Raw genomic sequence first — 24,159 nt, forward strand, 5'->3', positions numbered from 1 at the left:
GTTCTTAGTCTAAGGAGAAATTTTAATTTCTACTTAGGCTTAGAAATCGTTATCCAGGAGTGTAGCAACCGTTCATCCACAAGGTGGATGTTACGGATGCTAGCTATCGGATTAGAAATGTACAAAATGATGTAATAGGACTACATGATAGTACAGGAACAGTAGTAGTAAGTTATAGTTATGATACATGGGGAAATATAGTATCAATAACAGGAAGTTTAAAGGATAGTGTAGGTAAAAAGAACCCATATAGATATAGAGGATATAGATATGATGAAGAAACTGGAATGTATTATCTGCAAAGTAGATATTATAATGCAGAGTGGGGAAGGTTTGTAAATTGTGATAACATAGGCGGAAAAATAGGTGAACTAGGAACTCACAATGCATTTAAATATTGTTTTAATAATCCAGTAAATATGAGTGATGAAAGTGGTCAATGGCCAAAGTGGATGAAGAAAGCAGCTAAGGCAGTGAAGAACGTAATAAAAAAGGTATCTGAGTCAAAAGTTGTTAAGACGGTAGTTCAGAGTGTAATAAAATCAAAAGTTCTATCCTCACCAATATTAACAGCAATATCATTGGTTGCAAAGACGATAGGAAAGGTTAATAAGAATAGAGGGACTATTACGATACCTATTTTATCAGTATCGGGAAATGCAATGGCATCAGTTAAAGGAACATTAGTGGTAACTGGAGATACAAGAGGAAATATAGCGTTGCAAGTTACAGGTTCTGGGGGAGGATCTATTGGAAGTCCATCTCTTAATCTGAGTATATTAGGTTCACCGACGTTTACAAATGCAGATAATTATAAAAATCTTAATGGGTGGGGAGCTGAAGTTGGAATATCAGCACAAGCAACACCATTTTCTATTGATGCTAGTTATGCAATTATACCAAGATCCAATGGTAAATCATATAGTGGATTTAGTATAAAACCAGGCTTTGGAGTATCACCGTTAGAAATAGGATTTTCTGAATATGGTGAGGCTGGATTTACATATACATTAGGAGTAATAAATATATACGATGGGACAATAGATATTTTTCCAAAACAATAGAAATGGGGATAAGAAAAATGAAAAAAAATGGTTTTAATAAAAAGCAATTCATAATATTTAATATATGTATAGTATCTATGCTATTTTTAGTTATTATAATATATATTCTATCGTTTTATAAAGGGAGAAGCTTACCACGAAATATGAATTCAAATATAAGAGATGATAAGGAAGGAATGTTGTATGGCATTAATGGAATAGATGTTGATAATGATAAAAATGTTTATCTAGGAGTTAAGAATAAAATAAATGTATATAATAAGGAAGGAGTATTTATTTACTCGTATGTTATAAATACTTTAGGTTCATATAATTTTAATATAGATTTAAAAAATCAATTATTGCAAATTAAGCTTGATAGAGATGATGAAATATTAAAGTATAATTTAAATGGAGATTATATTGAGAAAGAAAAAAATGAGGAGTTAATATTAGGAAAGTCAAATGTTAAACTTGACGATGGGAGTATATATAAGTTAACTAATAAGTTGTTTTTTACAAAAGTTATTGGAAAAAATAGTGTAGGGGAAATTATATATTTATATAATGCTCCTATTTGGATTGTATTAGAAAAAAACATGTTGTTGTTGATATTAGGTATAATAATTATAGAAGTAATAATTGTATGTATTTGTGTAGGAAAAAGAAAAGATTTGAATTTTCAGATAAAATTTAAACTATGAAATTAGATATAAGCAGGTTTAATTACTAAATTTTTCATTATTCCACATTAATTTAAAATGTTGATAAAATATAAAAGATAAGAAAAGAGATAGAAGATGAAAGTTTTCTATCTCTTTGATTTTAGGAAAATAATTAAACAACGAAATTTAACCAAGAAATATTATATATAAGAAATATGAGACAAGAAAATAAAATATAGAATATATTGTAGAAAATGACATAGATAAGGTATACTATATCTATAAATCTAAAAGGATAGTGGATGTAAAAAGAATACATATAGATAGATTATATTAAAAGGGGAAAGTTTATGAAAAACGAAACGAAGGCTCAAATTATAGGAGCGAGCATAGGTGGAATAATAGCTATATTAGGATTAACTTTTATAGATGAGGTTAGTATTATGATAATTTTAGCAGCTGAATTAATAATTGCTGTAATAATTAGATTTATATATTTACTTGTGAAAAAATTGAAATTTGGAACAGATATAGATATAGTATTAGAGATATCTATATTGATTTTAGGAATATGTGAACCATTAGCATATATTCTTAAAAATTATGGATATGGAGAAATTTGCGTAATTATAGCTATAATTTCTGTTATGCAATTTCTAATAGTTAAACCTAAAACTAAAACACATAAAAAGTACATAGAACAACAGGAAAAAGCAAAAGAAAAATAGTACATAATTTAAATATAGGATTTTTTTGATGTTAAATGAAAATGAATTAGTTAATATTTATAGGCGATAGAGATGTATGAAATATATATAAATTCAATGTTGATACTTAATAATAAATAAAAATGGACAAACTAACTGTCCATTTTTATTTTTAGTTTCATAATATCATAGTAGACTTATTTAATTTTCAATGAAAGATACTCTTTCAATTGCCTCAACTCTAAGAATTTCTGTCTTACTAACACCTTTTTTATCGGTGTAAGTAAACTTGATCCACTCATCGTCAGCATCTAATATAGTACATTCTATTTCCTTTTTAGAAACTAGTGTTAAGCCTATATCGCTTACTAATATACATTTTTTGTTTATAAGTTCAGATAAAATTTTAGACATAGATTTTTCCCCTCTCAAATTTCTTTCAAGTTTTTTTATTTTTGATTCTATTTTTTTTATCTTTGCTGGATATGAAGAATAACTCATTATAAGTATAAATGCAATAAGCCCTAAATACTCCAAAACAATCTCTCCTTTAAATGTAATTATTTAATAATAATACTCTATTATACATAATTTGTGAATTATAATTTCGGTAAATATGTAAATAAAATTGAGTTCATATAAATATTAGAAGATATCATTTTTTAATCCCTTTAGTTACCTATAAAACTTGAGAAAATAATATATTAATCTAATTAAGCTTAGATTAATAACATATTGATTAAGAAAATTATATGCTTTTATGAATATTTAGGAATATAATATATAACATAAATGTAAGATAAAGCTTGACAAAATAATACAGGAATATTATAGTATTCTTATCGGGTTACTGTGTATTTGAAGTATGTTCTAGTAATGGAGGATTGAGATATGGATATAGATTTTATAAAAACATATTATCCAATGTATATTGATGCAATGATTTTAACAGTAAAGATTGCTTTTATTGGGATATTACTATCTATAGTTATTGGTATTCTTTGTAGCATAATAAATATTATGAAAATTAAAGGATTAAATACAATTGTATCTATATATATTGAACTATCAAGAAATACGCCATTATTAATACAATTATTTTTTTTATACTTTGGATTTCCGAAGTTAGGAATTGTATTAAGTTCTGAAAGTTGCGGAATTATTGGACTAGCATTTCTTGGAGGAAGTTATATGGCGGAAGCATTTCGTTCGGGAATCGAAAATGTGTCAAAGGTTCAATATGAATCAGCATTGAGTTTAGGAATGACAAAAGTACAGATGTTTTCTCATATTATATTACCACAGGCATTTTCAACTTCAATTCCAGTAATATGTGCTAATATAATTTTCTTAATTAAGGAAACTTCAGTATTTAGTGCCGTTGCTTTAGCGGATTTAATGTTTGTCGCTAAAGATTTAATTGGAATATACTACAAAACTGATGAAGCATTATTAATGTTAGTAATAGCATATCTAATTATTTTGCTTCCTATTTCTATAATATGTTCATTAATAGAGAGGAGGGTCAGATATGCAGGATTTGGGAATACAAGTACTATTTCAGGGCAATAACTTTCTAAGGTTATGTGGAGGAATATTGGTATCATTAAGAATAGCACTAATTTCAATGATTTTTTCAATAGGCTTTGGAATATTATTTGGAATAATAATGACTAGTAATAATAAGATAATTCGTTTTATATGTAGAATTTATCTTGAAATTGTAAGGATAATGCCACAACTTGTATTGTTATTTTTAGTGTATTTTGGTGCAGCTAAGCATCTAGGTGTGAATCTTTCTGGTGAAGTGGCATCTATAATTGTATTTACTTTTTGGGGTACAGCAGAGATGGGAGACTTAGTAAGAAGTGCACTTATTTCAATTCCTAATCATCAATATGAAAGTGGTTTTGCACTTGGGATGACTAAGAAACAAGTATTTATTCATATTTTGATACCACAAACTATTAGAAGATTGATACCGTCAGCGATGAATCTATTAACAAGAATGATTAAGACTACATCTTTAGTAGTACTTATAGGGGTAGTAGAAGTGGTGAAAGTTGGTAAGCAGATAATTGATGCAAATCGTTATACTATTCCAAGTGCATCGCTTTGGATATATGGAACAATATTTTTTATGTACTTTATAATATGCTTTCCATTTTCAAAATTATCTAAAGTATTAGAAAGGAAGGTAAAAGATTAGTATGAGCGATAAAATATTAGAGGTAGAAAATTTAACCAAGTCATATGATAAAAGCAGACCAGTTCTTAACAATCTTTCATTTTCATTAACAAAAGGTGAAGTTGTAGTTGTTATAGGACCTTCAGGATGTGGGAAAAGTACTTTTTTAAGATGTTTAAATAAACTAGAACCAATAGATTCTGGTGTTATTAAGTTAAATGGCAAGTCTATATCTGAAGATGAGAAGAAAGTTAATGAAATTCGTGAAAAAATAGGTATGGTATTTCAAAGTTATGATCTATTTCCGAATATGACTATAATTAAAAATATAACTTTGGCACCTACTTTAGTTCAAAAGAGAAAAAAAGATGAAGTAATAAAGGAAGCTGAGGAGCTTCTAGATAGGGTAGGACTTTTAGAAAAGAAGAATGTTTATCCAAGACAATTATCTGGAGGACAAAAGCAAAGAGTAGCAATTGTACGTTCACTAATAATGCATCCTGAAATTTTATTATTAGATGAAATAACAGCGGCATTAGATCCAGAAATGGTAAGAGAAGTACTTCAGGTTGTGTTACAGTTAGCGAAAGAAGGAATGACTATGTTAATTGTAACACATGAAATGGAGTTTGCTAAAGCAGTAGCCGATAGGGTGATTTTTATGGATGAAGGAAATATTATTGAAGAATCATCGCCGGATAAATTTTTTACTAATCCAAAAACAGAAAGAGCAAAACAATTTTTAAATACATTTAGCTATGAAAATTGATTATATAAAATTATTTACTATAGAAGGGGGAATTATTATGAAGAAAATAATAGGGTTATTATTGGCGGCTATATTTACTATTGGAGTTTTAGTTGGTTGTGGAGGATCTAGTAGTGAGGAAATAAAATCAGGAACAGCTAAGGCTAGGTCGTTAGATGAAATAAAGAAGTCTGGAAAAATTAAAATTGGTGTATTTAGTGACAAAAATCCATTTGGATATGTTGATTCTAAGGGTGAAGTTCAAGGCTATGATGTAGAATTCGCAAAAAGAATTGGTAAAGATCTTTTAGGAGATGAAAATGCAGTAGAGTTTGTTTATGTAGAGGCAGCAAGTCGTGTAGAATATTTAAAGTCTGCTAAGGTTGATATCATTTTAGCTAATTTTACTGTAACTGATGAACGTAGCGAACAAGTGGATTTTGCTCTTCCATACATGAAGGTAGCATTAGGTATAGTATCACCAGATAATGCATTAATTACTGATGTTAATCAATTAAAAGATAAGAAATTAATTGTTGTAAAAGGAACAACAGCAGAAACTTATTTCTCTGAAAATTATCCTGATATAAATCTAGTAAAATATGATGAATATCAAGAAGCGTATGATGCATTAATAGATAATAGAGGTGATGCATTTGCTACAGATAACACAGAGGCATTAGCATGGTCTAACAAGAATGAAGGATTTACAACAAGTATTGAAAGTATTGGGGACATAGATACTATTGCTCCAGCAGTACAAAAAGGTAATACTGAATTATTAAATTGGATTAATGATGAGATAAAAGCATTAGCTGAGGAGAATTTCTTCCATAAGGATTATGAAAAAACATTATTACCAGTGTATGGTGATACAATTGATGCGGAAAAATTAGTTGTTGAAGGTGGAGAAGTATAATAAAGGTATACTTATTAAATTAGAAAAGTAAAAGGAGCTTTCGCTACAACAAAAGTTGTAAGCGAAAGCTCCTTTTTTATTATTATTCTTTAATTTATAAAAATAAATAAAATTATTTAGAAAAATGGTTCATATTATCATCACTATATAATGTAATAACTTGAAGAAAAAAGAAGAATAATGTATAATAATGTAAAAATGGGAGGTGGCTTGAAATGATTAAAAGTAAAAGACTTATGGTTGTTGTTTTTGCAGTATTAACAATATTAAGTATTTGTGATTACGTAGAAATAAATGAAAAATCAATATTCGGGTTAGCAATAGGAGCTTTAATCATAAGCATATCAACATGTTTTGAATTGCCAGAAGATGTTGAAAAAATGAGATATGAACAGTGTAAAAATACCAAGTTTGGTAAGGTACTTGCCAATAAAAATAGAGTTATTCAAGAAGTGCTATATTATGTGGGATTTATAGTAATGTTTATAATATTATTTGTGAAGCCTGATACAGTGATAGATGCTGCAATAAAAAACTTTAATATAGCTACTATAATTCTATTGGCTATAACAATAAATTTTTTATCTATGTGCATAGCAGATATAAATACAAGAAGAATAAGAAGGTATTATACTGGTGAAAAAGCACAAGAAGATAAAAGAAAAGCGAAAGAAAAAGAAGCGCGACTAAAAGAAAAAGAAGAGAAGAAAAATAAAAAGATTGAAGAACGAGAAAGAAAGCAAGAAGAAAAGAGAAGAAAAAAGATAGATAAGATAAATCAAAAACCTTTAGATGGTGAATGATGATATATATTAAAAAGTAAAGAGGCTATTGCAATAACAAATGAAAATTTGTTTGCAGGCCTCTTTTTTTAAAATTCACAATTCACAATTAAGGTGGAAATTCCTACGGTATTTCTTGAATTATAAGTGTTGTGTCATAAATTTATATAATTTATGTTTATAGTGATTGAGTATAAATATTTTCCACTAACTCTTCAGTAGCTTTAACTGGTGCTAGACCTAAAAGTGAGTCTAAGCTAGGTGTGTTAAATGAAAGATCTACTAATTTCTTCACATCGTTTTCTGAAAAACCTAAAGTTGTTAATGTATCAGTTACACCTACTGATTGTAACCAAGTCTTAACTTTTTCAGCGGCAACTTCAGTTTCATCAGCAGTTCCTTTTAAACCAGGAGCTATTGGCGCAAGAACTTCAGCTAATACTTCTGGTCTAGCAGGGTATATAGCTCTTATTACTGCAGGTAGAATAACACCAAGTCCTAAACCATGAGATAAATCTGGCTTTACAGCACTTAATGGATGTTCAAGAGCATGAGTTAAATGAAGCATACCATTATCAAAGCATGTTCCTGCAATCATTGAAGCATAAGTTAAATAATATCTAGCTTCTAAATCTTCTCCATTTTCTAAAGCTTTAGGTAGGTACTTTGCAACCAGACTAACAGTTTCTTTTGCAAGTAACATACAGTAAGGGCTTGCAACAAGAGATGTGCATGCTTCTATTACGTGGTTAACAGCATCTACTGCGGTATATGAAGTTTGATTTTTTGAAAGACCTGTCATAAGTTTTGCATCATCAATTGAATATAGTGGATAGCAGACATCATAAGCTATAGCTGGTTTGTAGTCTTTATCAAGAAGACTTACAACAGCAAATCTATTAACTTCACTACCAGTACCATGAGTAGTGTTGATAGCTATAATAGGTAATGCCTTTTCTGGAGCAAATTTTAATTCATATAAGTCAGACGTACTGTGTTCTGGATAACAAGACATAATTGCAACAGTTTTAGCTGAATCTATAGGGCTTCCTCCACCAATCCCAATAACAGCTTGTGCCCCAAATTCTATAGAAAGTTTAGTTGCTTCATCACAATCATATGAGTTAGGGTTCGGAGTGATTTTATTAAATAGTACGTATTCAATTCCATTATTTTTTAATGCTGGTTCTACATGATCCCAAGCACCATTTTTTATATAAGAAGATTTACCTGTCAAAAGGATAACCTTTTTAATACCTTTGTTAGATAGTTCTTTTGCGATATCATTTATTTTTGATATTGCACCAACACCAAGATATAAGTTTGTTTTAGTTCTAATTTCACTAATTTCAGTTATTGATATAGACTTTTCCCACATAAAAAAACCTCCCTAAAAAATTTATTAATTATATTCTAATCCAAATATATGGAAAATTCAAATAATTATCATAAAAATACAAAATAATATAGAAAAGGAATGTTTTCTGTCTTTTTCTTGATAAAAGCGGATAAAATAAGTATAATATCTGTAATCATATTATAATAATTGACATAGTAGAATAGTAGTAAGGGAGAAGTTAATATGAAACAGAGAGAAGGTTTTTCATCAGGACTTACAGTATTCTTAGTAACATTAAGTTCAGCTGTAGGTTTAGGAAACATTTGGTTGTTTCCATATTTAACAGGTAGTAATGGAGGAGCGGCATTTATACTTATATATTTATTATGTATAGCCATTGTAGGATTGCCTGTTATGCTTTGTGAATTTTTTATGGGAAGAAGAACGAAGAAAAATATAATAGGAGCAGTAACAACATTATCAAATAAAAAAGCATTTAAGAGTATTGGATACTTAGGAATGGCATCAACAGCTATGATAGCATTTTTCTATGCAGTAGTAGCAGGTTGGGTATATTCATATGTATTAAAATCTATAACTGGTACTTTTAAAGGAGTAACTAATACAGAAGTAAAAGAGATTTTTACTAGTTCCACTACATCAATTTTTCCTCCAGCTATATGGGTATTTATAGTATTAACAGTAGTATCTATAATTTTAATTTCTGGAGTTAAGAAAGGAATTGAAAAAGTAACTAAGGTTTTAATGCCGATATTACTTATATTATTAGTTATTTGTGTAATAAAATCATTAACATTATCAGGAGCAAAAGAAGGAATAGAATTTTTATTTAAACCTGATTTTTCAAAGGTTAACATGGCTGTAGTTGTGTCAGCTTTAGGATTATCATTTTTTAAACTATCTTTAGGGATGGGAACAATGACTACTTATGCAAGTTATTATACTAAAGATAGTAATTTATATGGAAATGCAGCTAAAGTTATAATTTCAGATACTTTAGTTTCATTATTAGCTGGACTAGCTATTTTCCCAGCAGTATTTTCTTTTGGATTAGATCCAAGTTCTGGACCATCATTATTATTTGAAACAATTCCACTTATATTTTCAAAAATACCAGGTGGATCAATATTAATTGTTGCATTCTTTTTAACAGCAGCTTTTGCATCTACTATGGCTTTAATATCTATGATAGAAGTTCTTGTAGCTTATTTTACTGAAGAAAAGAAAATGGATAGAACAAAAGCTGTTATTATAATTGTAAGTGTAATATTTATTGTTTCAGCAATAACATCTATGACAGTAAGTGGAGGGATTTTAAGCAAATATCCACTATTTGATACATTTGATAAATTAACATCTAGTATATTATTACCATTAGGTGGGTTAATAATAGCTATATTTATAGGATGGTTTGTGAATAAAAAAGACTTTTTAGATGAATTATCTAATGAAGGTGCTTTAAAGCAAAATATTACAGCAGCAAAAATTTCTTATATAATAATCAAATTTGTGACTCCTATCTTATTGATTATAGTATTTTTGTCATCTATAGGAGTTATTTGATAAAAAGGACATACTATTAAAAGACAGTTGAACTAAAAGTTTGACTGTCTTTTTTTTATTCATGTAATAAAATGGTAAAAGTTATCGAAGAAAGTTATATTTTTACCGTTGAAATAGCGCAAAAATAATTATATAATTTACCAATAAAGGTAATTATTTATTATTGGGTATGGTGTTATGAAAAAGTTTTTAAGAGTATCAGGTAATATAATTTTTGCATTAATAATAATTTTAATTGCAATAGGTCTTATAGGAAATTTATCAGCAAAATCAGATAAGGTATACAATATCACAAAATATAGAACTTATATAATTGTAAGTCCTAGTATGAAGCCAACAATTGATCCTGGTGATTTGATTTTTGTAAGGAAAGTTAATGTAGAGAAGATAAAAGAGGGAGATATTATAACTTTTAATAATGAGGATATCGTTGCAACACATAGAGCTATAAAAGTTGATGATAAGACAATTACAACTAAGGGTGATAGTAATAATGTTGAAGATTATCCCATAGACAAAAAAGAAGTAATAGGAAAGTTTATTTTTGCCATTCCTAAGATTGGATATATTTTTTCTTTTGCAACATCTTCAATAGGTATGGTGACAATAGGGTGCATAATCATATTTATTTTCATATATGATTTTATTTTTAAAGACAATAAAAAAAGTAAAAACAATTAAGAAATTAATTGTTTTAAATTTTAGGAGGAGTTTTTATGAGAAAGAAAAAGATTATTGCATTATTATTGGGAACAACAATAATAGCAGGAATAGCAACATCATTTGCTTACTTTACTAACAAATCAAACAATATAACCGATGCAGATGGAAAAGCACTACAAAAAATTCAAATTACTAATGGACAAGTTCAGGTATTAGCACAAGCTACTTCAGAAGGAGAAAACTCATTAGATTGGTCATATGATGTAGCTAGATATAGTGAAATGCCAGCAGGAGTAAAAGTAACAGATGCAGATTATGAAGCAAAGAATGCTAGTCCAGATATAAATGCAACAGAAAAAGAAACAGTAAATGGATTAAGTAGAGCTAAAATAGGTTCACCACTTCCAGCAGAAATAAAATATACAAGACCAGGAGATGCTATAGTTTTAGGAACAAAGAATAAAGAGGGAAAGATAGGTTTAGAAATTAAAAATAATAGTAATTTAACTATTAAAGCACAATTAAATGTTCTAAATGATGCTGCAGCAAAGGCAGAAGTTAAGAAATTAACTGATGCTGGATGGGAGTTATATGTTGAAGGTAAAAAAGTTGATTTAGCAGCAGGAATAAAAATTGATTTAGCAGCGATAGCTGGAAAACAATCACAACTTGTAGATGTAAGACTTGAGTTACCATTAGGTACTGGAAATACATATCAAAATAAAGCAGCTGGTACAAATGTTGAAGATGGTTTTGATATAAGCAAGATATTTGAAATCAGAGCAACTCAAGAAAATAATCCAGGTTGGAATGAAGATGGATCTGGAGTGGATGGAACAGGAACTGTTACAAATCCAATACAACCTTAATAGAAGGTGAGAAATTACAAATCAATATTTGTGTGTAACATATCTTTATTTGAGGAGGTGAACTATGAGTAAGAAAGTACCTGGCATAATAAAAATTTTACTGATTATGTTAGTTATAGTTGTAAATCCTACAATAGTGAGGGCGGAAAATACAAATATATATAGTACTGAAGAAGATGGCGTTTGGAGGCCGACAGATAAGATAACGAAGAATTTCGTTATAAAAAATGTATGGAAAGAAAAATGTTTTTTAGAAGGTATAAGTTTTAATAGAACCATAATTAAAGATATTGATACAGGAAGAGGGTATTCTGTTGAAGAAGCTACTAAAGAAGGAATATTAGATGATGAATATAATGTAACTATTAATATGGGAGAAGAAATATTATATTCAGGAACAATAAAAGAGTTAGTGAAAAAAACAGTGATGTTGGACAAACCAATATTTATGGATTTAGATTCAACAGTTAAGTTTTCTATAGCTATAGATTTTAATTCAATGGCAGGAAATGAACTTCAAAATAAAAGGTATGAATATATTTTATATCCTAGTGCATTTAAAGTAGAAGAAGATACTAATATAGATATGCCAACTTTTATTACTCAAACAGGTTCTATCCTTAGTATTTCAAATTTGTTCATAGGCTCATTAACGATGGTTATTTTTGGAATATTATTGATGATGTCTAAAAGATATAGAAGGGGTGACGATGTATGAGTAAGTCTAAATTTAAAATAAAGATTTTAATACTCTTAACATCGATAATTTTTATGGGGTTTTCTTTAAACTCTAGTTATGGGTATTTTAGTAATGAATCAACTTCAAAAATAGCTACATTAGAAGTAGAATATGATAAATAAGTTATATAATTTATTTATTATATGAGAGGTGATGGTAGGTGAAGGGAAAGAAAGTTGCTATTACCATCATGATTATTGCATCAGTTTGTACTATTAATATAGGATATAGTTATTTTAATTCTAAAGTAAAAATGAAAAATTATAATAGTAATTCAATTAATAGGATGTATATAACTAATGGAAATAGTAAAGTTGAGATAAACACTGCTGATAGTAAGTGGCAATATGCTAACAGCGAAGATGTTGAAGGTAGCGTAGTTAATCCAGAGGATGGATTAGAGGTAAGTTATAAAGGAGTAAAGATAACAAATAAGTCTAATTTAACATCTAACTTAAATTTAAATTTAACTTTTACGGGAGAAAAAGTAGGCGGAACAGAAGAAGGAGACCCTAATATTTCCGATGATGATATTGATGTAGATAACAGAGAAGATATGATGGGGTTTGAGGTATTGGTAGGCGATATAGATAATTTAGGATTTGGGTATAATGGATTAGATCCATTTAAAGAAATAATGCCGGTTCATAGTTTAGATGTATATCCTAAGGATAGTGAAGATGTACAAGGAACAGATAGAAAAATGGTAAATACGGGATTTTATAATTTCTATAATAGAACTAGTAGTGGTGGCTTTGGTAATACATGGAGTGTGTTGTTATATACAACTAAAGCAGGACTTACTTTTGGTGAAGATGGAACCTGGAAAAATAGTAATTACAAATGGCCATTAGAATGGAAAACTATTAAGCCACAAAGTGGATATGGTTGTAGTTTTGGTGGATATTTTTACAAAAAAGAAGATGGAAATTGGACAAGTGAAAGTAAGTTTTATGATAAATATTGGGGTATAGATACCAGTAAAGTAGGCGATTTAAAGGATGATAATGGAGAAATATTTTTTGATGGGTACACTAATACAACTTTAGGACATCACGAAACTCATATTTTTAATGGAGTAGATTGGGGTGCTATGCAAAAAGTTGAACCATTAAAGTTTGTTTATAATGATAAAATTAGTGAAGAAGATAAAGATAAAAAGGTGTCTAGTGCTACTATTCAAGTAATGTTTGATGATCTTCAACCGGAGCCATCAGAAGATTTTAAAGAATATAAAGCAGATGATTCAGAATGGAGAATATCATCTTTTTCAGCGAAATCTAGAAATAAGTATCAGGTTACTTTAGCAGTGGAAGGTAACGAGAATTATCCAGAGGTTAGAGTACCTGAATTTGAAGAGATAATTAATAATATAGACCAGCATGGTCCAAGAGGCAATCTAGTAACTTTCGAAGTACCAAAACGACTTTTGAAATACATAGAAAATGGTGGCGAAGGATTGTTATTAAAAATTGATGATCCTAGAGATGGTACTATCGTTGGGAAAAACTATGATGGTACAGAAATTAAATTAGGAGATGTGGCTAGTGGTGATTCTTATGCAATAGATTTTGCAAAAATAACTGTTAACGGAACTGTAGATAGAAGTGCTGGTATAGAAGGTAGAATTCTAGACAATGAAGGGAATCCTATAAAAGATGCAGTTATTACAGGAAGCGGAATAGAAGGACAGGTGACAACTGATGAGAATGGATATTATTACATTGAGAATGTAGCACCGGGTCAAGTAATATTGAAAGTTACTCATCCTTCATATAATGATAGGGTAAGCACAATATATCATGTTAACTCTGGAGATATAGTTACATTAAATATAAATATGCTGCCAAGTGGAAAAGATCCAATAATAGTTGCAAAAACAAAATTTACAGGTAATATCATAATAAATAAATATAAGAAGGGTAGCAATACCGCTGTAGGGGAATCAATAGTTAAAGAAATTAAAATAGTAAAATCTGGAGAAAAGTATTCTATAGAAGATATATCATTAAAGGTTGAGCCAGGATTTTATTATAATGTTGATTATAATTTAAAGTTATTTTCAAAGGGTAATATAGATTTTGTATCTCAAGATGGATTTAAGTTGAAATTTGATAGTGAGTTAAAGGCAAGGATAACGCAAGAAAATAATATAAGTCAGTAAAGAGAGAAGAGTGAAAAGTTATGACTATTCACTCTTCAATAATTATAGGGTCGAAGTGCAACATTGATGTAGTGTACTTTGGCCTTTTTATATATAGAAAAAATTTTTTCTTAAAAATTATATAATATATGGAAAAAATAAAAATAGCTATATTTATTATAAAATTGTGAAAAAGAAAGAATATTAATGCTATTTGTAGCATTTTATTAAGAGTTATTTTTAGTAAAAATGTGAAAAGAATTAGTTTTGAATAGAAATTTAAATAAATTTAAATAAATATAAAAACTTTTCCGAAGAAATAATGAAGCAAAACCTTGAAATAAGTAGAAAATAATTATATAATTTACCAAAAGATACATTAATATATAATTCTATATTTTGATGTGATTATATGAGAAAAAATGTAAATGTTATCATTGGTTCAATTTTCATTATATACACAAATAAGAGAAGGTGAAGTTATGAAAAAAGTTATTAAAGTTTTTGGTAACCTATTGTTTATAATAGCGGTATTTATACTATTGATAGGGCTTATGACTAGTTTATCTAGTAAGTCAGAAAAAGTATATGACGTAATAAAGTATAGGTCGTATGTAATTGTAACTCCTAGTATGAAGCCTACAATAAATCCAGGAGATATGATTTTTGTAAAGAAGACTGATGCAGATAAGCTAGAAAAGGGAGACATTATAACATTTAATAAAGATAATATTGTAGCTACCCATAGAATTGAAGAGATTAGTGATGACAGTATTATTACTAAGGGAGATAACAATAACCTTGAAGATACGCCTATTAATAAAAGTGATGTAATAGGAAAGTTTGTGTTTTCAATACCAAAGATAGGATACATAATTTCCTTTGCAATATCGCCAATTGGATTGGTAACTATGGGTTCTATTATAGTATTTATTTTTATATATGATTTCATTTTTAGAGAAAAGAAACAAAAGTAATAGGGGGTTGAAATTATGAGGAAGAAAAAAGTTATTGTATTGTTGCTAGGGGTAATAATGATAATAGGAATAGCGACATCCTTTGCGTATTTCATAAATAAAACAAATAATATTACAGATTCTGAAGGAGAAACTCTTCAAAAAATCCAAATTACTAATGGTAAAGTTGAAGTAACAGCACAAGCTACCAATGATGGTACTGTTGCTCATGATTGGTCTTATGATGTAGTAAGGAAGAGTAATGCTGCATTACCAACGGATGCTACAGAGTTAAAAGAATATGAAAGAAAGAATGCTAATCCTGACATAACAGGAGTTGCAAAGACAACATATGATGGGGATACTAGTGGACTTGAAAGAGCTACTATAGGAGCTCCATTTACTGATAATAATATTCAATACACAAGACCTGGTGATGCAATAGTACTTGGAACTACAAATGAAGCTGGACAAACTGGTTTATTAATAACTAATAATAGTAATATAACAATAAAAGCACAATTAAATGTAGCCAATAATGAAGCAGCGACTACTGAGGTAACTAAATTAAAAAATGCAGGATGGAAACTATATGTAAATGATGCTGAAGTAAATATGGAAAATCTAGCTTCTGGTGCACAAGTTGATTTAACAACATTGGCATCATCAAAGTCGCAGTTAGTAAGTGTTAGATTAGAATTGCCACTAACTACAAAGAATTCTTATGAAAAGTCAGTAGATGGAACTGCAACTACAGTTGATTATCAAGGTGGAACTGTCACTGATTTAAATATATCTAATCTTTTTGAAATTAGAGCAACTCAAGAAAACAATCCAGGATGGAATGAAGATGGAACAGGTGACGATGGAACTGGAAGTATAAAGAATCCAATACAACCATAATAAATTAAATAGAATATTACTTGTAAAACCATAAGCATAATAATCTTATGGTTTTACATACATAATGAGGTGAACTATGGATAAAAAGATTTTGCAAAGAATAAAACTTTTTATAATCATACTTAGTTTATCAATGATTAAAGTTGTAAGCGTAAAAGCTGAATTAACAGATATATATAGTACTGAGGAAGATGGGGTATGGAGACCTACAGATAAGATTTCTAAAACTTTTAAAATACAGAATATATGGGGTAAAGAGTGTTATTTAGAAGGGATAGAATTTAGTAAAAGTTATATTAAAGATAATGATATCAATTATAAATATAGCATAGAAGAAGCAGAAAAAGAGAATATATTAGATAATGTATATAATGTAACTATCACATATGGTGAAGAAGAAATATATTCAGGAACTATGGATGACTTAGCTAATAGGACTATAAATTTCAAAGAGCCTATATTTATGGATTTGAATTTTGTGGGAGAGTTCTATATAACTATAGAGTTTAATAATCTAGTGGGAAATGATTATCAAAACAAGAGTTATCAATATATTTTAAAACCAAATGTATTTGTAGTAATGATGGAAAATAATGTGGATGATAGTTTGTTGGTGTTAACAAAAACTGGAGAAATTATTAATAAAAATACTTTAATTATGGTAGGCATATTAACGGTAGGTGGAGGAGTAGTGATATGGTTTAAGATTTGAGAGATAATTATGGGAGGGAAACAATGAAGGATAAAAAGGGGTTTATTGCGATAATTTTAATATTAATAATTCTTATAGCTATTGTTGTTCCTAAAAGTTATGGATATTTTAATGATAATAGAAGCGAAAAAATAGATAGCCTAACTATAGATTATAAGGTGGAAGAACAATGAATAGGAGAAAGTATAAACTAGTATTAATAATGGCGTTATTTATAATTTTCATTATGAGTATTTCTATAAGTTATGGATATTTTAATAATAAATTCCATGGGATACAAGGATTAAATGGTTTATTACAAGGTATAGATATAGAGAATGGCAAGGAATCCATTGTTGTAGATAAGAGCGAAGCAAGATGGTATGGGGTAGATGGAGACACTATAAGTAATCCAGAAGAAGGACAAGAGTTAGAGTATAAGGGATTGAAGATTATTAATAATTCTAATTTAATTTCAAATGTTCAGGTTAATATGAAGTTTAATGGAGTAAAAGAAGGTGGAACCACAGAGGAGAATGATGGCGGTGGTACAGTTGGAGAAGTTTCAGAAGAACCATCTGGATTTGATGCTGCTGGATTTGAAATTTTGGTGGGCGATGAAGATAATTTTGGATATGGATATGGAACAACAAATGTATATAAAGGAGAGATAACGGAAGGTCATTCTTTGGCAGTATTTCCTCAATTGAATGATCCCGATGGAACTGATAGAAAGATGGTGACAACGGGATTTTATAATTATTACAAAAACATACCGATAACTTCAGATAATAAAGATTACACAGGAGGATTGTCACTAGTAGCTTATACTAAAAACTCTACAGGTTTAACATGGAAGTGGTCTAATAGTAGTGAAAGTAGCAAGAAAGCAGATGATAACTGTCAGTGGGATGCTAGTTTTTATTCAATTTATTTTAAACAAGATGGAACATGGGGAAAAATGAGTAGCTTTGAAAATGATAGTACAAAGCTAGGATGTTTCACAGCGGTAAATGATGAAATATTTTTTGATGGGTATACACAAAGATCTATAAGAGGATGGACATCATCAAGTTCTTGGACAGATAACTCTGATAAAATAGATTCTAAAAATGTAAACTGGAGATATTTGCAGCCAGTAGAACCAGTGACAATAAAATATGATGGGAAGATAGGCGATGAAGAAAAAATTAATAGAGCAGTTATAAAAGTAATGATAGATGATATAGAACCAATGCAAGATGATGCTACAATAAAAAACTCATTAAGTTCTTCTGTTACTGATGAGAGTTGGATGGATATGTATGGCTGCAAAAAATCAGAATGGTATTTAAGATTTTCAGCGAAATCCCGTGTAGTATATAAGGCAACTATACGAGTACCTGGAGATGATGAAATGGGAGAATTTGTGGAGATAGAGGAATGGTCTGATACAATTAATAAATTAAGCCAAACAGGAGCTAAATCCAGCATGATTACATTGGAAATTCCACAGAGGTTTTATAAGTATATAAGGAAAGGTAGCACTTCAGGAAAAGGAATACAAATAAAAATTGATGATGATAGACAAGGTATAGCTTCTGGAGATTCCTATGCTATAGATTTTGTTAAATTAATAGTAAATAAAAGTGCGGAGTATAACTGTACAATAAAGGGTACAGTTTATGATAGTGATACTAAAAAAGTAATTCCATATGCATCAGTTATAGTAAACGGTATAGAAAAAGCCAAAGCTGATGCCAATGGATATTTTGAATTAAGTGATGTTGAACCTGGACAAGTAGTTATATCAGCAGAACATTTAGCTTATAATAAAGGCGATAGGTTAATATATAATATCACAAGTGGTACAGAAGCAAATGTAACATTATATTTATCTAAAAAGGAAACACCTAGTATTATGGAGCCACAGCTTAAATTTACTGGAGAGGTTACAATAAGAAAATATGATAAGGGTTTAATAGATCCTTTCAAGAGTTTTAAGTTGAAGTTTGATAGTAATATAGATGTTAAAGTAACTCAAGAGAATAATGCTGGATGGGAGGAATAGTGGTCAGTGCACAATGCACAGTGATGGTGGCTTTTCCATAGGAAAAGCATTGTAGTCCTGCGGACGGCGAGTGTAGTTGGGGTGGGTCAATTGCGTATAAATATCATATGTGAAGGTGTAGCTTTCATTACCTTAATTAAGCTAAAAATAGTGTACAGTAAATGATAAAAATTTGATAACAACACTTAAGTATAATAGCTTTATATATAAAAAATTAGTTAATGCTAAGGAGCTTATAAAATTACCACAAATAAGCAGTAATTTTATTTTAATGATAGAGGCCTAGTACATTTATGTACTAGTTTTTTTTATCTAAAAATTCTTATTTAAATATATGGGTTTAATAAAAAAACTTAATTTTTAATAATGAACTAATTTGTAATATATTTCAACAATTACTGAATATATTTAGAGTAAAGGGGGTGCAGTTCATGGATTTTAAGGAGTTTATAATAAATGATCGTGAACGTCACAATAAAGAAAAATTTGAAGGTAGCTTTTTAGAGTATTTGGATATAGTAAAAGAAAATCCTGATGTTGCAAAACTTGCACATAAGAGAATGAATGATATCATAACTAGTCAAGGATATGAAGTTTTGAAACCGGAAGAAAATCCAAGAATAAAAAAGATATACGGTAATGAAATTATAAAAAGATACAATTTCTTTAAAGATGACTTTTTCGGAATTGATAAAGTATTGATGAAGCTTATGAATTATTTAAATTCTGCATCTATGAAGGGTGAAGAAGCTAGACAAGTATTGTATTTGGTAGGACCTGTAGGTGCTGGTAAATCCTCTTTAGTTGAATCATTAAAAAAGGCATTAGAAAGTGCAGATAGGATATATGCAATTAAAGGATGTCCTATGCATGAGGAACCATTACACCTAATTCCTAAACATTTAAGAAAAGAATTTGAGGAAAAATTGGGAGTTCAAATAGAAGGAGATTTATGTCCAATTTGTAAGTATAGGTTAATGCATGAATATGGTGGTAAGTATGAGGACATGCCTGTAACAACTAATAGTTTTTCAATAAGATCTAGAAAAGGTGTAGGGGTAGTACCACCAGTAGATCCGAATAATCAAGATACATCTATACTAACAGGTTCTGTAGATATTTCTAAAATGGATTTATATGCTGAAGATGATCCAAGAATATTCTCTCTTAATGGAGCTTTTAATGTAGGAAATAGAGGCATAGTAGAATTTATAGAAGTATTTAAGAATGATGTTGAATATTTGCATACTATAATCACTGCTACACAAGAAAAATCAATACCATCTCCAGGTAAAGGTTCAATGATTTATTTTGATGGTATAATTTTGGCTCACTCTAATGAAGCTGAATGGAATAAATTTAAATCAGATCATACCAATGAGGCTATATTAGATAGAATAGTAAAAATAGAAGTACCTTATTGCTTAGAATTAAATGAAGAAATGAAAATATATGAAAAGATATTGAAAAAATCAAATTTTAAAGCTCATATTGCACCGCATACTATAGAAACAGCGGCAATGTTTGCTATTCTTTCAAGATTAGCATTATCTGCCAAGGCTGATCCTATGACAAAGCTTAAGATTTATAATGGTGAAGAAATTGTAGAAAAAGGTACAACAAAGAGAATAGATATAATGGAACTAAGAGAAGAAGCTGGACCAAGAGAAGGTATGAAAGGTATATCAACTAGATTCATTATAAAAGCTATAGATAATGCATTATCTAATTCAGAACATGATTGTATAAATCCACTTAGTATAATGGAAAGTATTATTAAGTCTGTAAAAGAGTTAGATATTGCTGAAGATGAAAAGAAAAGATATTTAGGACTTGTCCAAGATAATATAAGAAAAGAATATAATAAAACTTTAGAAAAAGAAATAACAAGAGCATTTATACATTCTTTCAGAGAACAAGCAGAGTCATTATTTAATAATTATCTTGATAATGCTGAAGCTTATGTTAATAAGACAAAAATTAAGGATGGATCAACAGGAGAAGAGTTAAATCCTGATGAAGAATTTATGAGAAGTATAGAAGAACAACTTGGAATATCTGAAAGTTCAGCTAAAGGATTTAGGTCTGATGTAACTTCATATATGTTCTATGTTGTAAGAAATGGTGGAACAATAGATTATACAACTTACGAACCATTAAAAGAGGCTATAGAGAAGAAATTAACTATGTCTGTAAAGGATCTTTCAAGAATTGTAACTAAATCAAAAGTTAGAAATAAGGAGCAAGATCAAAAATACAATGCAATGGTTGCAGAAATGATTTCTAATGGCTATTGTCCAAACTGTTGTGATGTAATTTTGAAATATGCAGCAAACAACTTGTGGAAGGATTGATAGACTATGGCCATATTCAAAGATCATAGTTCAAATCCTGTAGACCATGATAGATCCATTGAAGATAGGAGAAGACATAGGCAGTTAGTTGAGAAATCTATAAAGGATAATTTAGGAGATATACTTTCAGAGGAGAGTATTATTGGTGAAACTAAGAATAAGAAATTTAAGATTCCTATAAGAGGGCTTAAGGAATATCAATTTATATATGGAAAAAATTCTGGTGGTGTAGCTAGTGGTACTGGTGAAGAAAAACGAGGAGATAAAATTGGGAGTGAGAAGGGGGGAAAAGGAAAAGGACCAGGTAAGGGTCAAGGCGCTGGCAACGATGAAGGGGAAGATTATTATGAAACAGAAATAACCTTAGATGAAGTTTTTGATTATTTAGCAGAAGATTTAGAATTGCCTCATATGGATAGAAAAAAATATTCAGAAATCATTACGGAAAGTTCTTTTAAGAAGAAAGGTTATCAAAAACATGGCATTAATCCAAGATTAGCGAAAAAAAAGACTGTTATGACAAAAATTGAAAGATTACAGTCAAAGAAAAGAGCTCTTAAAGAAGCTAATATTAATGAAGAAATAGATAGATTCCCTTTTATAGAGGATGATCTTAGATATTATAGGGTAAAGGTGCAACCGAAAAGAGAAAGTAATGCGGCAATAATATTTGTAATGGATGTATCTGGATCTATGGATAATACTAAGAAATATTTAGCTAGGTCATATTTTTATGTACTATCAAGATTTATAAAAAATAAATATAACAATGTAGAAGTGGCTTTTGTTGCTCATTCTACTACAGCAAAAGAAGTAGGAGAAAATGAATTTTTTCATAAAGGTCAATCAGGGGGAACTTATATATCATCAGGGTTGAATAAAGCATTAGAAATAATAGAAGAAAGATATGATCCAGCTATGTGGAATTTATATACATTCTGTGTGTCTGACGGAGATAATTGGAGTGAAGATAATGATAAAACTATAAAAGCAGTAAAAGATCTTTGTGAAGTCTGCAATCTATTCGGATATACAGAAATTTTACCTATAACCTATGCAACGACAATGAAATATAAATTAAATAACGAAATTAAAAATAAAAATTATTTATCTGCATCAATAAAACAAAAATCCGATTTATGGGTTGCATTAAAAACCATGCTGAAGAAAGAGCTAAAGGAGGAATAGCATGGACTATACAGTAAAAGATTTAGAAATGTGGAATGATAGAATAGAGGAAGTCGTAAGGAGTGTAAATTTAGATTATTATCCCCAAGAATTTGAGATAATAGGTTATAAAGAAATGATTGGCTACGAAGCTTATGTAGGGATGCCTTCAAGATATCCACATTGGAGTTTTGGAAAAGCATATGAAAAAAATAGGACTTTATATAGGTACAATTTAACAGGACTACCTTATGAGATGGTAATAAATTCTAATCCTTGTTTAGCTTATTTAATGAGAGAAAATACTTTGCTTCTGCAGATTTTAACAATGGCGCATGTATATGGTCATAATGATTTTTTCAAAAATAATAGATTGTTTAAAGAAGGCACTGATGCCAATAGGACAATTGAAATGTTCAAAGTACATGCTGATACTATAAGAGATTATATAAACGATCCTTCTATAGGCTATGAAAATGTAGAAAGAGTTTTAGATGCTGCTCATTCGTTGAAGCTACAGACATCAAGAGCTGTTGGAGAAAAAAGAATAGATGAAGAGGAAATAAAAAAGAGAATAATGGATAATTATCTAGAGAAGACAGGAAGTTATTCTATTTTAGACGGATATAAGGAAATTCCAGCACCAGATATATATAAAATACCATTATCACCAGAGGATGATTTATTGTACTTTATTATTAAGCATGGCGATTTAGCTGAGTGGGAGAAAAATATACTATCTATAGTAAGAGATGAGACATTATATTTTATACCACAAATAGAGACTAAGATAATGAATGAAGGATGGGCATCTTATTGGCATTATACAATATTAAAAAATTTAGAATTGCCAACAGGATTACATTTAGAATTTATAAAGAGACATAATGATGTAATTGCACCTATAGTGGGAGGATTAAATCCTTATTTCTTAGGTTTTAAGATTTTTGAATATCTAGATAAAACTTATGGAAGAGAAAAAATATTTGAAGTAAGAGAATGTGATAGAGATTCATCGTTTTTAAGACGATATCTAACAGAAGAGTTATGTGCGGAATTTAACTTATTTGAGTATGTTAGAAAATCAGGAGATATATATGTAAAGGAAGTTGCAGATGAATCTGGATGGAAGGAAATAAGAAATTCTTTAGCATCAAATTGTGGTATGGGATCTGTACCGTATATAAGGGTATATGATATGAACTTAAAAGATAAAACATTAACATTAGAACATGTTTATGATGGACGAGAATTACAACTTTCATACACTGAGGGTACATTAAAATATGTTCAAGAGTTATGGGGATACAAGGTAAGAATGAAGACAGTCATTGATGGAAAAGAACTATATATTGTTTGTGATGAAAATAAAAAGCTTATGGTAGCTGAGATTTGAATAATGGAGTTGTCGCAATACCGAATAAGATTCGTGAGCGGGAACTCTTTTTTGTAATTCGTATTTCACATTTCACAATTCTCAATTATGGTGAAGAAGTAAGAGTGAATAGTTACTGATACTAAGCAAAAAAACATAGATTATTCTACATAATCTATGTTAAACACTTAAATTCTAAGAAATTCCGCAGGAATTTCATCAATAACAGTGCACTGATAATTATGCACTGTATAAGGAAGAACTGAAGCATAAG

At 29.3% G+C, this 24,159-nt stretch carries 24 protein-coding genes; 22 read left to right on the top strand and 2 right to left on the bottom strand.

Features of this window, described 5'->3' with window-relative positions:
- Positions 1-83: 83 nt before the first annotated feature.
- The 3 genes from CM240_RS16625 (at position 84) to CM240_RS00580 (ending at position 2,436) form a co-directional block, all read left to right on the top strand.
- The gene (locus CM240_RS16625) at positions 84-1,064 is read left to right on the top strand and encodes an RHS repeat-associated core domain-containing protein (protein ID WP_051483609.1); all 981 of its coding nucleotides are present in this window, start codon (positions 84-86) and stop codon (positions 1,062-1,064) included.
- A gap of 17 nt (positions 1,065-1,081) precedes the next feature.
- Positions 1,082-1,747: a hypothetical protein gene (locus tag CM240_RS00575; RefSeq protein WP_044035766.1), complete on the top strand. Its 666-nt coding sequence runs from the start codon at positions 1,082-1,084 to the stop codon at positions 1,745-1,747.
- Positions 1,748-2,058: 311 nt separating this feature from the next.
- Positions 2,059-2,436, top strand: a complete 378-nt coding sequence (locus CM240_RS00580; RefSeq protein ID WP_044035768.1) for a hypothetical protein — start codon at positions 2,059-2,061, stop codon at positions 2,434-2,436.
- A gap of 180 nt (positions 2,437-2,616) precedes the next feature.
- Here the strand turns inward: CM240_RS00580 and CM240_RS00585 are convergent, their stop codons facing one another.
- Positions 2,617-2,952: a hypothetical protein gene (locus CM240_RS00585; protein WP_044035769.1), complete on the bottom strand. Its 336-nt coding sequence runs from the start codon at positions 2,950-2,952 to the stop codon at positions 2,617-2,619.
- Between the two features lie 354 nt (positions 2,953-3,306).
- Between CM240_RS00585 and CM240_RS00590 the strand changes: the two genes are divergently transcribed.
- The 5 genes from CM240_RS00590 to CM240_RS00610 all read left to right on the top strand — a co-directional run bounded on the left by CM240_RS00590 (position 3,307) and on the right by CM240_RS00610 (position 7,073).
- Positions 3,307-3,987 carry an amino acid ABC transporter permease gene (locus CM240_RS00590; RefSeq protein ID WP_044035770.1) on the top strand — a complete coding sequence of 227 codons (681 nt, stop codon included), beginning with the start codon at positions 3,307-3,309 and terminating at the stop codon, positions 3,985-3,987.
- Positions 3,947-4,624, top strand: a complete 678-nt coding sequence (locus CM240_RS00595) for an amino acid ABC transporter permease (RefSeq protein WP_044035772.1) — start codon at positions 3,947-3,949, stop codon at positions 4,622-4,624. Before CM240_RS00590 ends, CM240_RS00595 begins: the two co-directional genes overlap by 41 nt.
- A gap of 1 nt (position 4,625) precedes the next feature.
- Positions 4,626-5,372, top strand: a complete 747-nt coding sequence (locus CM240_RS00600; RefSeq protein WP_044035774.1) for an amino acid ABC transporter ATP-binding protein — start codon at positions 4,626-4,628, stop codon at positions 5,370-5,372.
- A 37-nt stretch (positions 5,373-5,409) separates the two neighbouring features.
- Positions 5,410-6,270, top strand: a complete 861-nt coding sequence (locus CM240_RS00605; protein ID WP_044035776.1) for a cysteine ABC transporter substrate-binding protein — start codon at positions 5,410-5,412, stop codon at positions 6,268-6,270.
- 215 nt (positions 6,271-6,485) lie between these two features.
- On the top strand, positions 6,486-7,073 hold the full coding sequence (locus CM240_RS00610) for a hypothetical protein (RefSeq protein WP_044035778.1): 588 nt from the start codon (positions 6,486-6,488) through the stop codon (positions 7,071-7,073).
- Between the two features lie 157 nt (positions 7,074-7,230).
- Here the strand turns inward: CM240_RS00610 and CM240_RS00615 are convergent, their stop codons facing one another.
- Positions 7,231-8,430 (bottom strand): iron-containing alcohol dehydrogenase, encoded by a 1,200-nt coding sequence (locus tag CM240_RS00615; protein WP_044035780.1) that lies wholly within the window; start codon positions 8,428-8,430, stop codon positions 7,231-7,233.
- A gap of 204 nt (positions 8,431-8,634) precedes the next feature.
- Between CM240_RS00615 and CM240_RS00620 the strand changes: the two genes are divergently transcribed.
- The 14 genes from CM240_RS00620 to CM240_RS00675 all read left to right on the top strand — a co-directional run bounded on the left by CM240_RS00620 (position 8,635) and on the right by CM240_RS00675 (position 23,906).
- Entirely contained in the window at positions 8,635-9,975 is a 1,341-nt protein-coding gene (locus CM240_RS00620) for a sodium-dependent transporter (protein ID WP_044035781.1), read from the top strand.
- A gap of 177 nt (positions 9,976-10,152) precedes the next feature.
- On the top strand, positions 10,153-10,656 hold the full coding sequence (locus tag CM240_RS00625) for a signal peptidase I (protein WP_044035782.1): 504 nt from the start codon (positions 10,153-10,155) through the stop codon (positions 10,654-10,656).
- A gap of 35 nt (positions 10,657-10,691) precedes the next feature.
- Complete coding sequence (locus CM240_RS00630; RefSeq protein ID WP_044035783.1) at positions 10,692-11,507, top strand: hypothetical protein; 816 nt, start codon at positions 10,692-10,694, stop codon at positions 11,505-11,507.
- A 64-nt stretch (positions 11,508-11,571) separates the two neighbouring features.
- A complete protein-coding gene (locus tag CM240_RS00635; RefSeq protein WP_044035784.1) occupies positions 11,572-12,225 on the top strand; it encodes a hypothetical protein in 654 nt (217 codons plus the stop codon).
- The gene (locus tag CM240_RS17365; RefSeq protein WP_156930487.1) at positions 12,222-12,368 is read left to right on the top strand and encodes a hypothetical protein; all 147 of its coding nucleotides are present in this window, start codon (positions 12,222-12,224) and stop codon (positions 12,366-12,368) included. The genes CM240_RS00635 and CM240_RS17365 overlap by 4 nt, the downstream gene beginning before the upstream one ends.
- A 38-nt stretch (positions 12,369-12,406) precedes the next feature.
- Positions 12,407-14,410: a carboxypeptidase-like regulatory domain-containing protein gene (locus CM240_RS00640; protein WP_044035785.1), complete on the top strand. Its 2,004-nt coding sequence runs from the start codon at positions 12,407-12,409 to the stop codon at positions 14,408-14,410.
- Positions 14,411-14,871: 461 nt separating this feature from the next.
- Positions 14,872-15,366 carry a signal peptidase I gene (locus tag CM240_RS00645; protein WP_162148678.1) on the top strand — a complete coding sequence of 165 codons (495 nt, stop codon included), beginning with the start codon at positions 14,872-14,874 and terminating at the stop codon, positions 15,364-15,366.
- Positions 15,367-15,381: 15 nt separating this feature from the next.
- Entirely contained in the window at positions 15,382-16,248 is an 867-nt protein-coding gene (locus tag CM240_RS00650; RefSeq protein WP_044035787.1) for a hypothetical protein, read from the top strand.
- 76 nt (positions 16,249-16,324) lie between these two features.
- Positions 16,325-16,960: a hypothetical protein gene (locus CM240_RS00655; RefSeq protein ID WP_044035788.1), complete on the top strand. Its 636-nt coding sequence runs from the start codon at positions 16,325-16,327 to the stop codon at positions 16,958-16,960.
- 23 nt (positions 16,961-16,983) lie between these two features.
- A complete protein-coding gene (locus CM240_RS17370) occupies positions 16,984-17,133 on the top strand; it encodes a hypothetical protein (protein WP_156930488.1) in 150 nt (49 codons plus the stop codon).
- Complete coding sequence (locus tag CM240_RS00660) at positions 17,130-18,989, top strand: carboxypeptidase regulatory-like domain-containing protein (protein ID WP_044035789.1); 1,860 nt, start codon at positions 17,130-17,132, stop codon at positions 18,987-18,989. Before CM240_RS17370 ends, CM240_RS00660 begins: the two co-directional genes overlap by 4 nt.
- Before the next feature lie 431 nt (positions 18,990-19,420).
- Positions 19,421-21,343, top strand: a complete 1,923-nt coding sequence (locus CM240_RS00665) for a PrkA family serine protein kinase (RefSeq protein WP_044035790.1) — start codon at positions 19,421-19,423, stop codon at positions 21,341-21,343.
- 6 nt (positions 21,344-21,349) lie between these two features.
- Positions 21,350-22,531 carry a sporulation protein YhbH gene (yhbH, locus tag CM240_RS00670; protein WP_044035791.1) on the top strand — a complete coding sequence of 394 codons (1,182 nt, stop codon included), beginning with the start codon at positions 21,350-21,352 and terminating at the stop codon, positions 22,529-22,531.
- A gap of 1 nt (position 22,532) precedes the next feature.
- The gene (locus CM240_RS00675; protein ID WP_044035792.1) at positions 22,533-23,906 is read left to right on the top strand and encodes a SpoVR family protein; all 1,374 of its coding nucleotides are present in this window, start codon (positions 22,533-22,535) and stop codon (positions 23,904-23,906) included.
- Positions 23,907-24,159: the final 253 nt, after the last annotated feature.

Origin of the sequence: Clostridium bornimense (genome assembly GCF_000577895.1) — a bacterium.
In the GTDB taxonomy this organism is placed as follows: domain Bacteria; phylum Bacillota; class Clostridia; order Clostridiales; family Clostridiaceae; genus Clostridium_AN; species Clostridium_AN bornimense.

Coding starts and splice junctions, on each gene's coding strand:
- CM240_RS00575 (WP_044035766.1), top strand. CDS start 1,082: ATGAAAAAAAATGGTTTTAATAAAAAGCAATTCATAATATTTAATATA.
- CM240_RS00580 (WP_044035768.1), top strand. CDS start 2,059: ATGAAAAACGAAACGAAGGCTCAAATTATAGGAGCGAGCATAGGTGGA.
- CM240_RS00590 (WP_044035770.1), top strand. CDS start 3,307: ATGGATATAGATTTTATAAAAACATATTATCCAATGTATATTGATGCA.
- CM240_RS00595 (WP_044035772.1), top strand. CDS start 3,947: ATGCAGGATTTGGGAATACAAGTACTATTTCAGGGCAATAACTTTCTA.
- CM240_RS00600 (WP_044035774.1), top strand. CDS start 4,626: ATGAGCGATAAAATATTAGAGGTAGAAAATTTAACCAAGTCATATGAT.
- CM240_RS00605 (WP_044035776.1), top strand. CDS start 5,410: ATGAAGAAAATAATAGGGTTATTATTGGCGGCTATATTTACTATTGGA.
- CM240_RS00610 (WP_044035778.1), top strand. CDS start 6,486: ATGATTAAAAGTAAAAGACTTATGGTTGTTGTTTTTGCAGTATTAACA.
- CM240_RS00615 (WP_044035780.1), bottom strand. CDS start 8,430: ATGTGGGAAAAGTCTATATCAATAACTGAAATTAGTGAAATTAGAACT.
- CM240_RS00620 (WP_044035781.1), top strand. CDS start 8,635: ATGAAACAGAGAGAAGGTTTTTCATCAGGACTTACAGTATTCTTAGTA.
- CM240_RS00625 (WP_044035782.1), top strand. CDS start 10,153: ATGAAAAAGTTTTTAAGAGTATCAGGTAATATAATTTTTGCATTAATA.
- CM240_RS00630 (WP_044035783.1), top strand. CDS start 10,692: ATGAGAAAGAAAAAGATTATTGCATTATTATTGGGAACAACAATAATA.
- CM240_RS00635 (WP_044035784.1), top strand. CDS start 11,572: ATGAGTAAGAAAGTACCTGGCATAATAAAAATTTTACTGATTATGTTA.
- CM240_RS17365 (WP_156930487.1), top strand. CDS start 12,222: ATGAGTAAGTCTAAATTTAAAATAAAGATTTTAATACTCTTAACATCG.
- CM240_RS00645 (WP_162148678.1), top strand. CDS start 14,872: ATGAAAAAAGTTATTAAAGTTTTTGGTAACCTATTGTTTATAATAGCG.
- CM240_RS00650 (WP_044035787.1), top strand. CDS start 15,382: ATGAGGAAGAAAAAAGTTATTGTATTGTTGCTAGGGGTAATAATGATA.
- CM240_RS00655 (WP_044035788.1), top strand. CDS start 16,325: ATGGATAAAAAGATTTTGCAAAGAATAAAACTTTTTATAATCATACTT.
- CM240_RS17370 (WP_156930488.1), top strand. CDS start 16,984: ATGAAGGATAAAAAGGGGTTTATTGCGATAATTTTAATATTAATAATT.
- CM240_RS00660 (WP_044035789.1), top strand. CDS start 17,130: ATGAATAGGAGAAAGTATAAACTAGTATTAATAATGGCGTTATTTATA.
- CM240_RS00665 (WP_044035790.1), top strand. CDS start 19,421: ATGGATTTTAAGGAGTTTATAATAAATGATCGTGAACGTCACAATAAA.
- yhbH (WP_044035791.1), top strand. CDS start 21,350: ATGGCCATATTCAAAGATCATAGTTCAAATCCTGTAGACCATGATAGA.
- CM240_RS00675 (WP_044035792.1), top strand. CDS start 22,533: ATGGACTATACAGTAAAAGATTTAGAAATGTGGAATGATAGAATAGAG.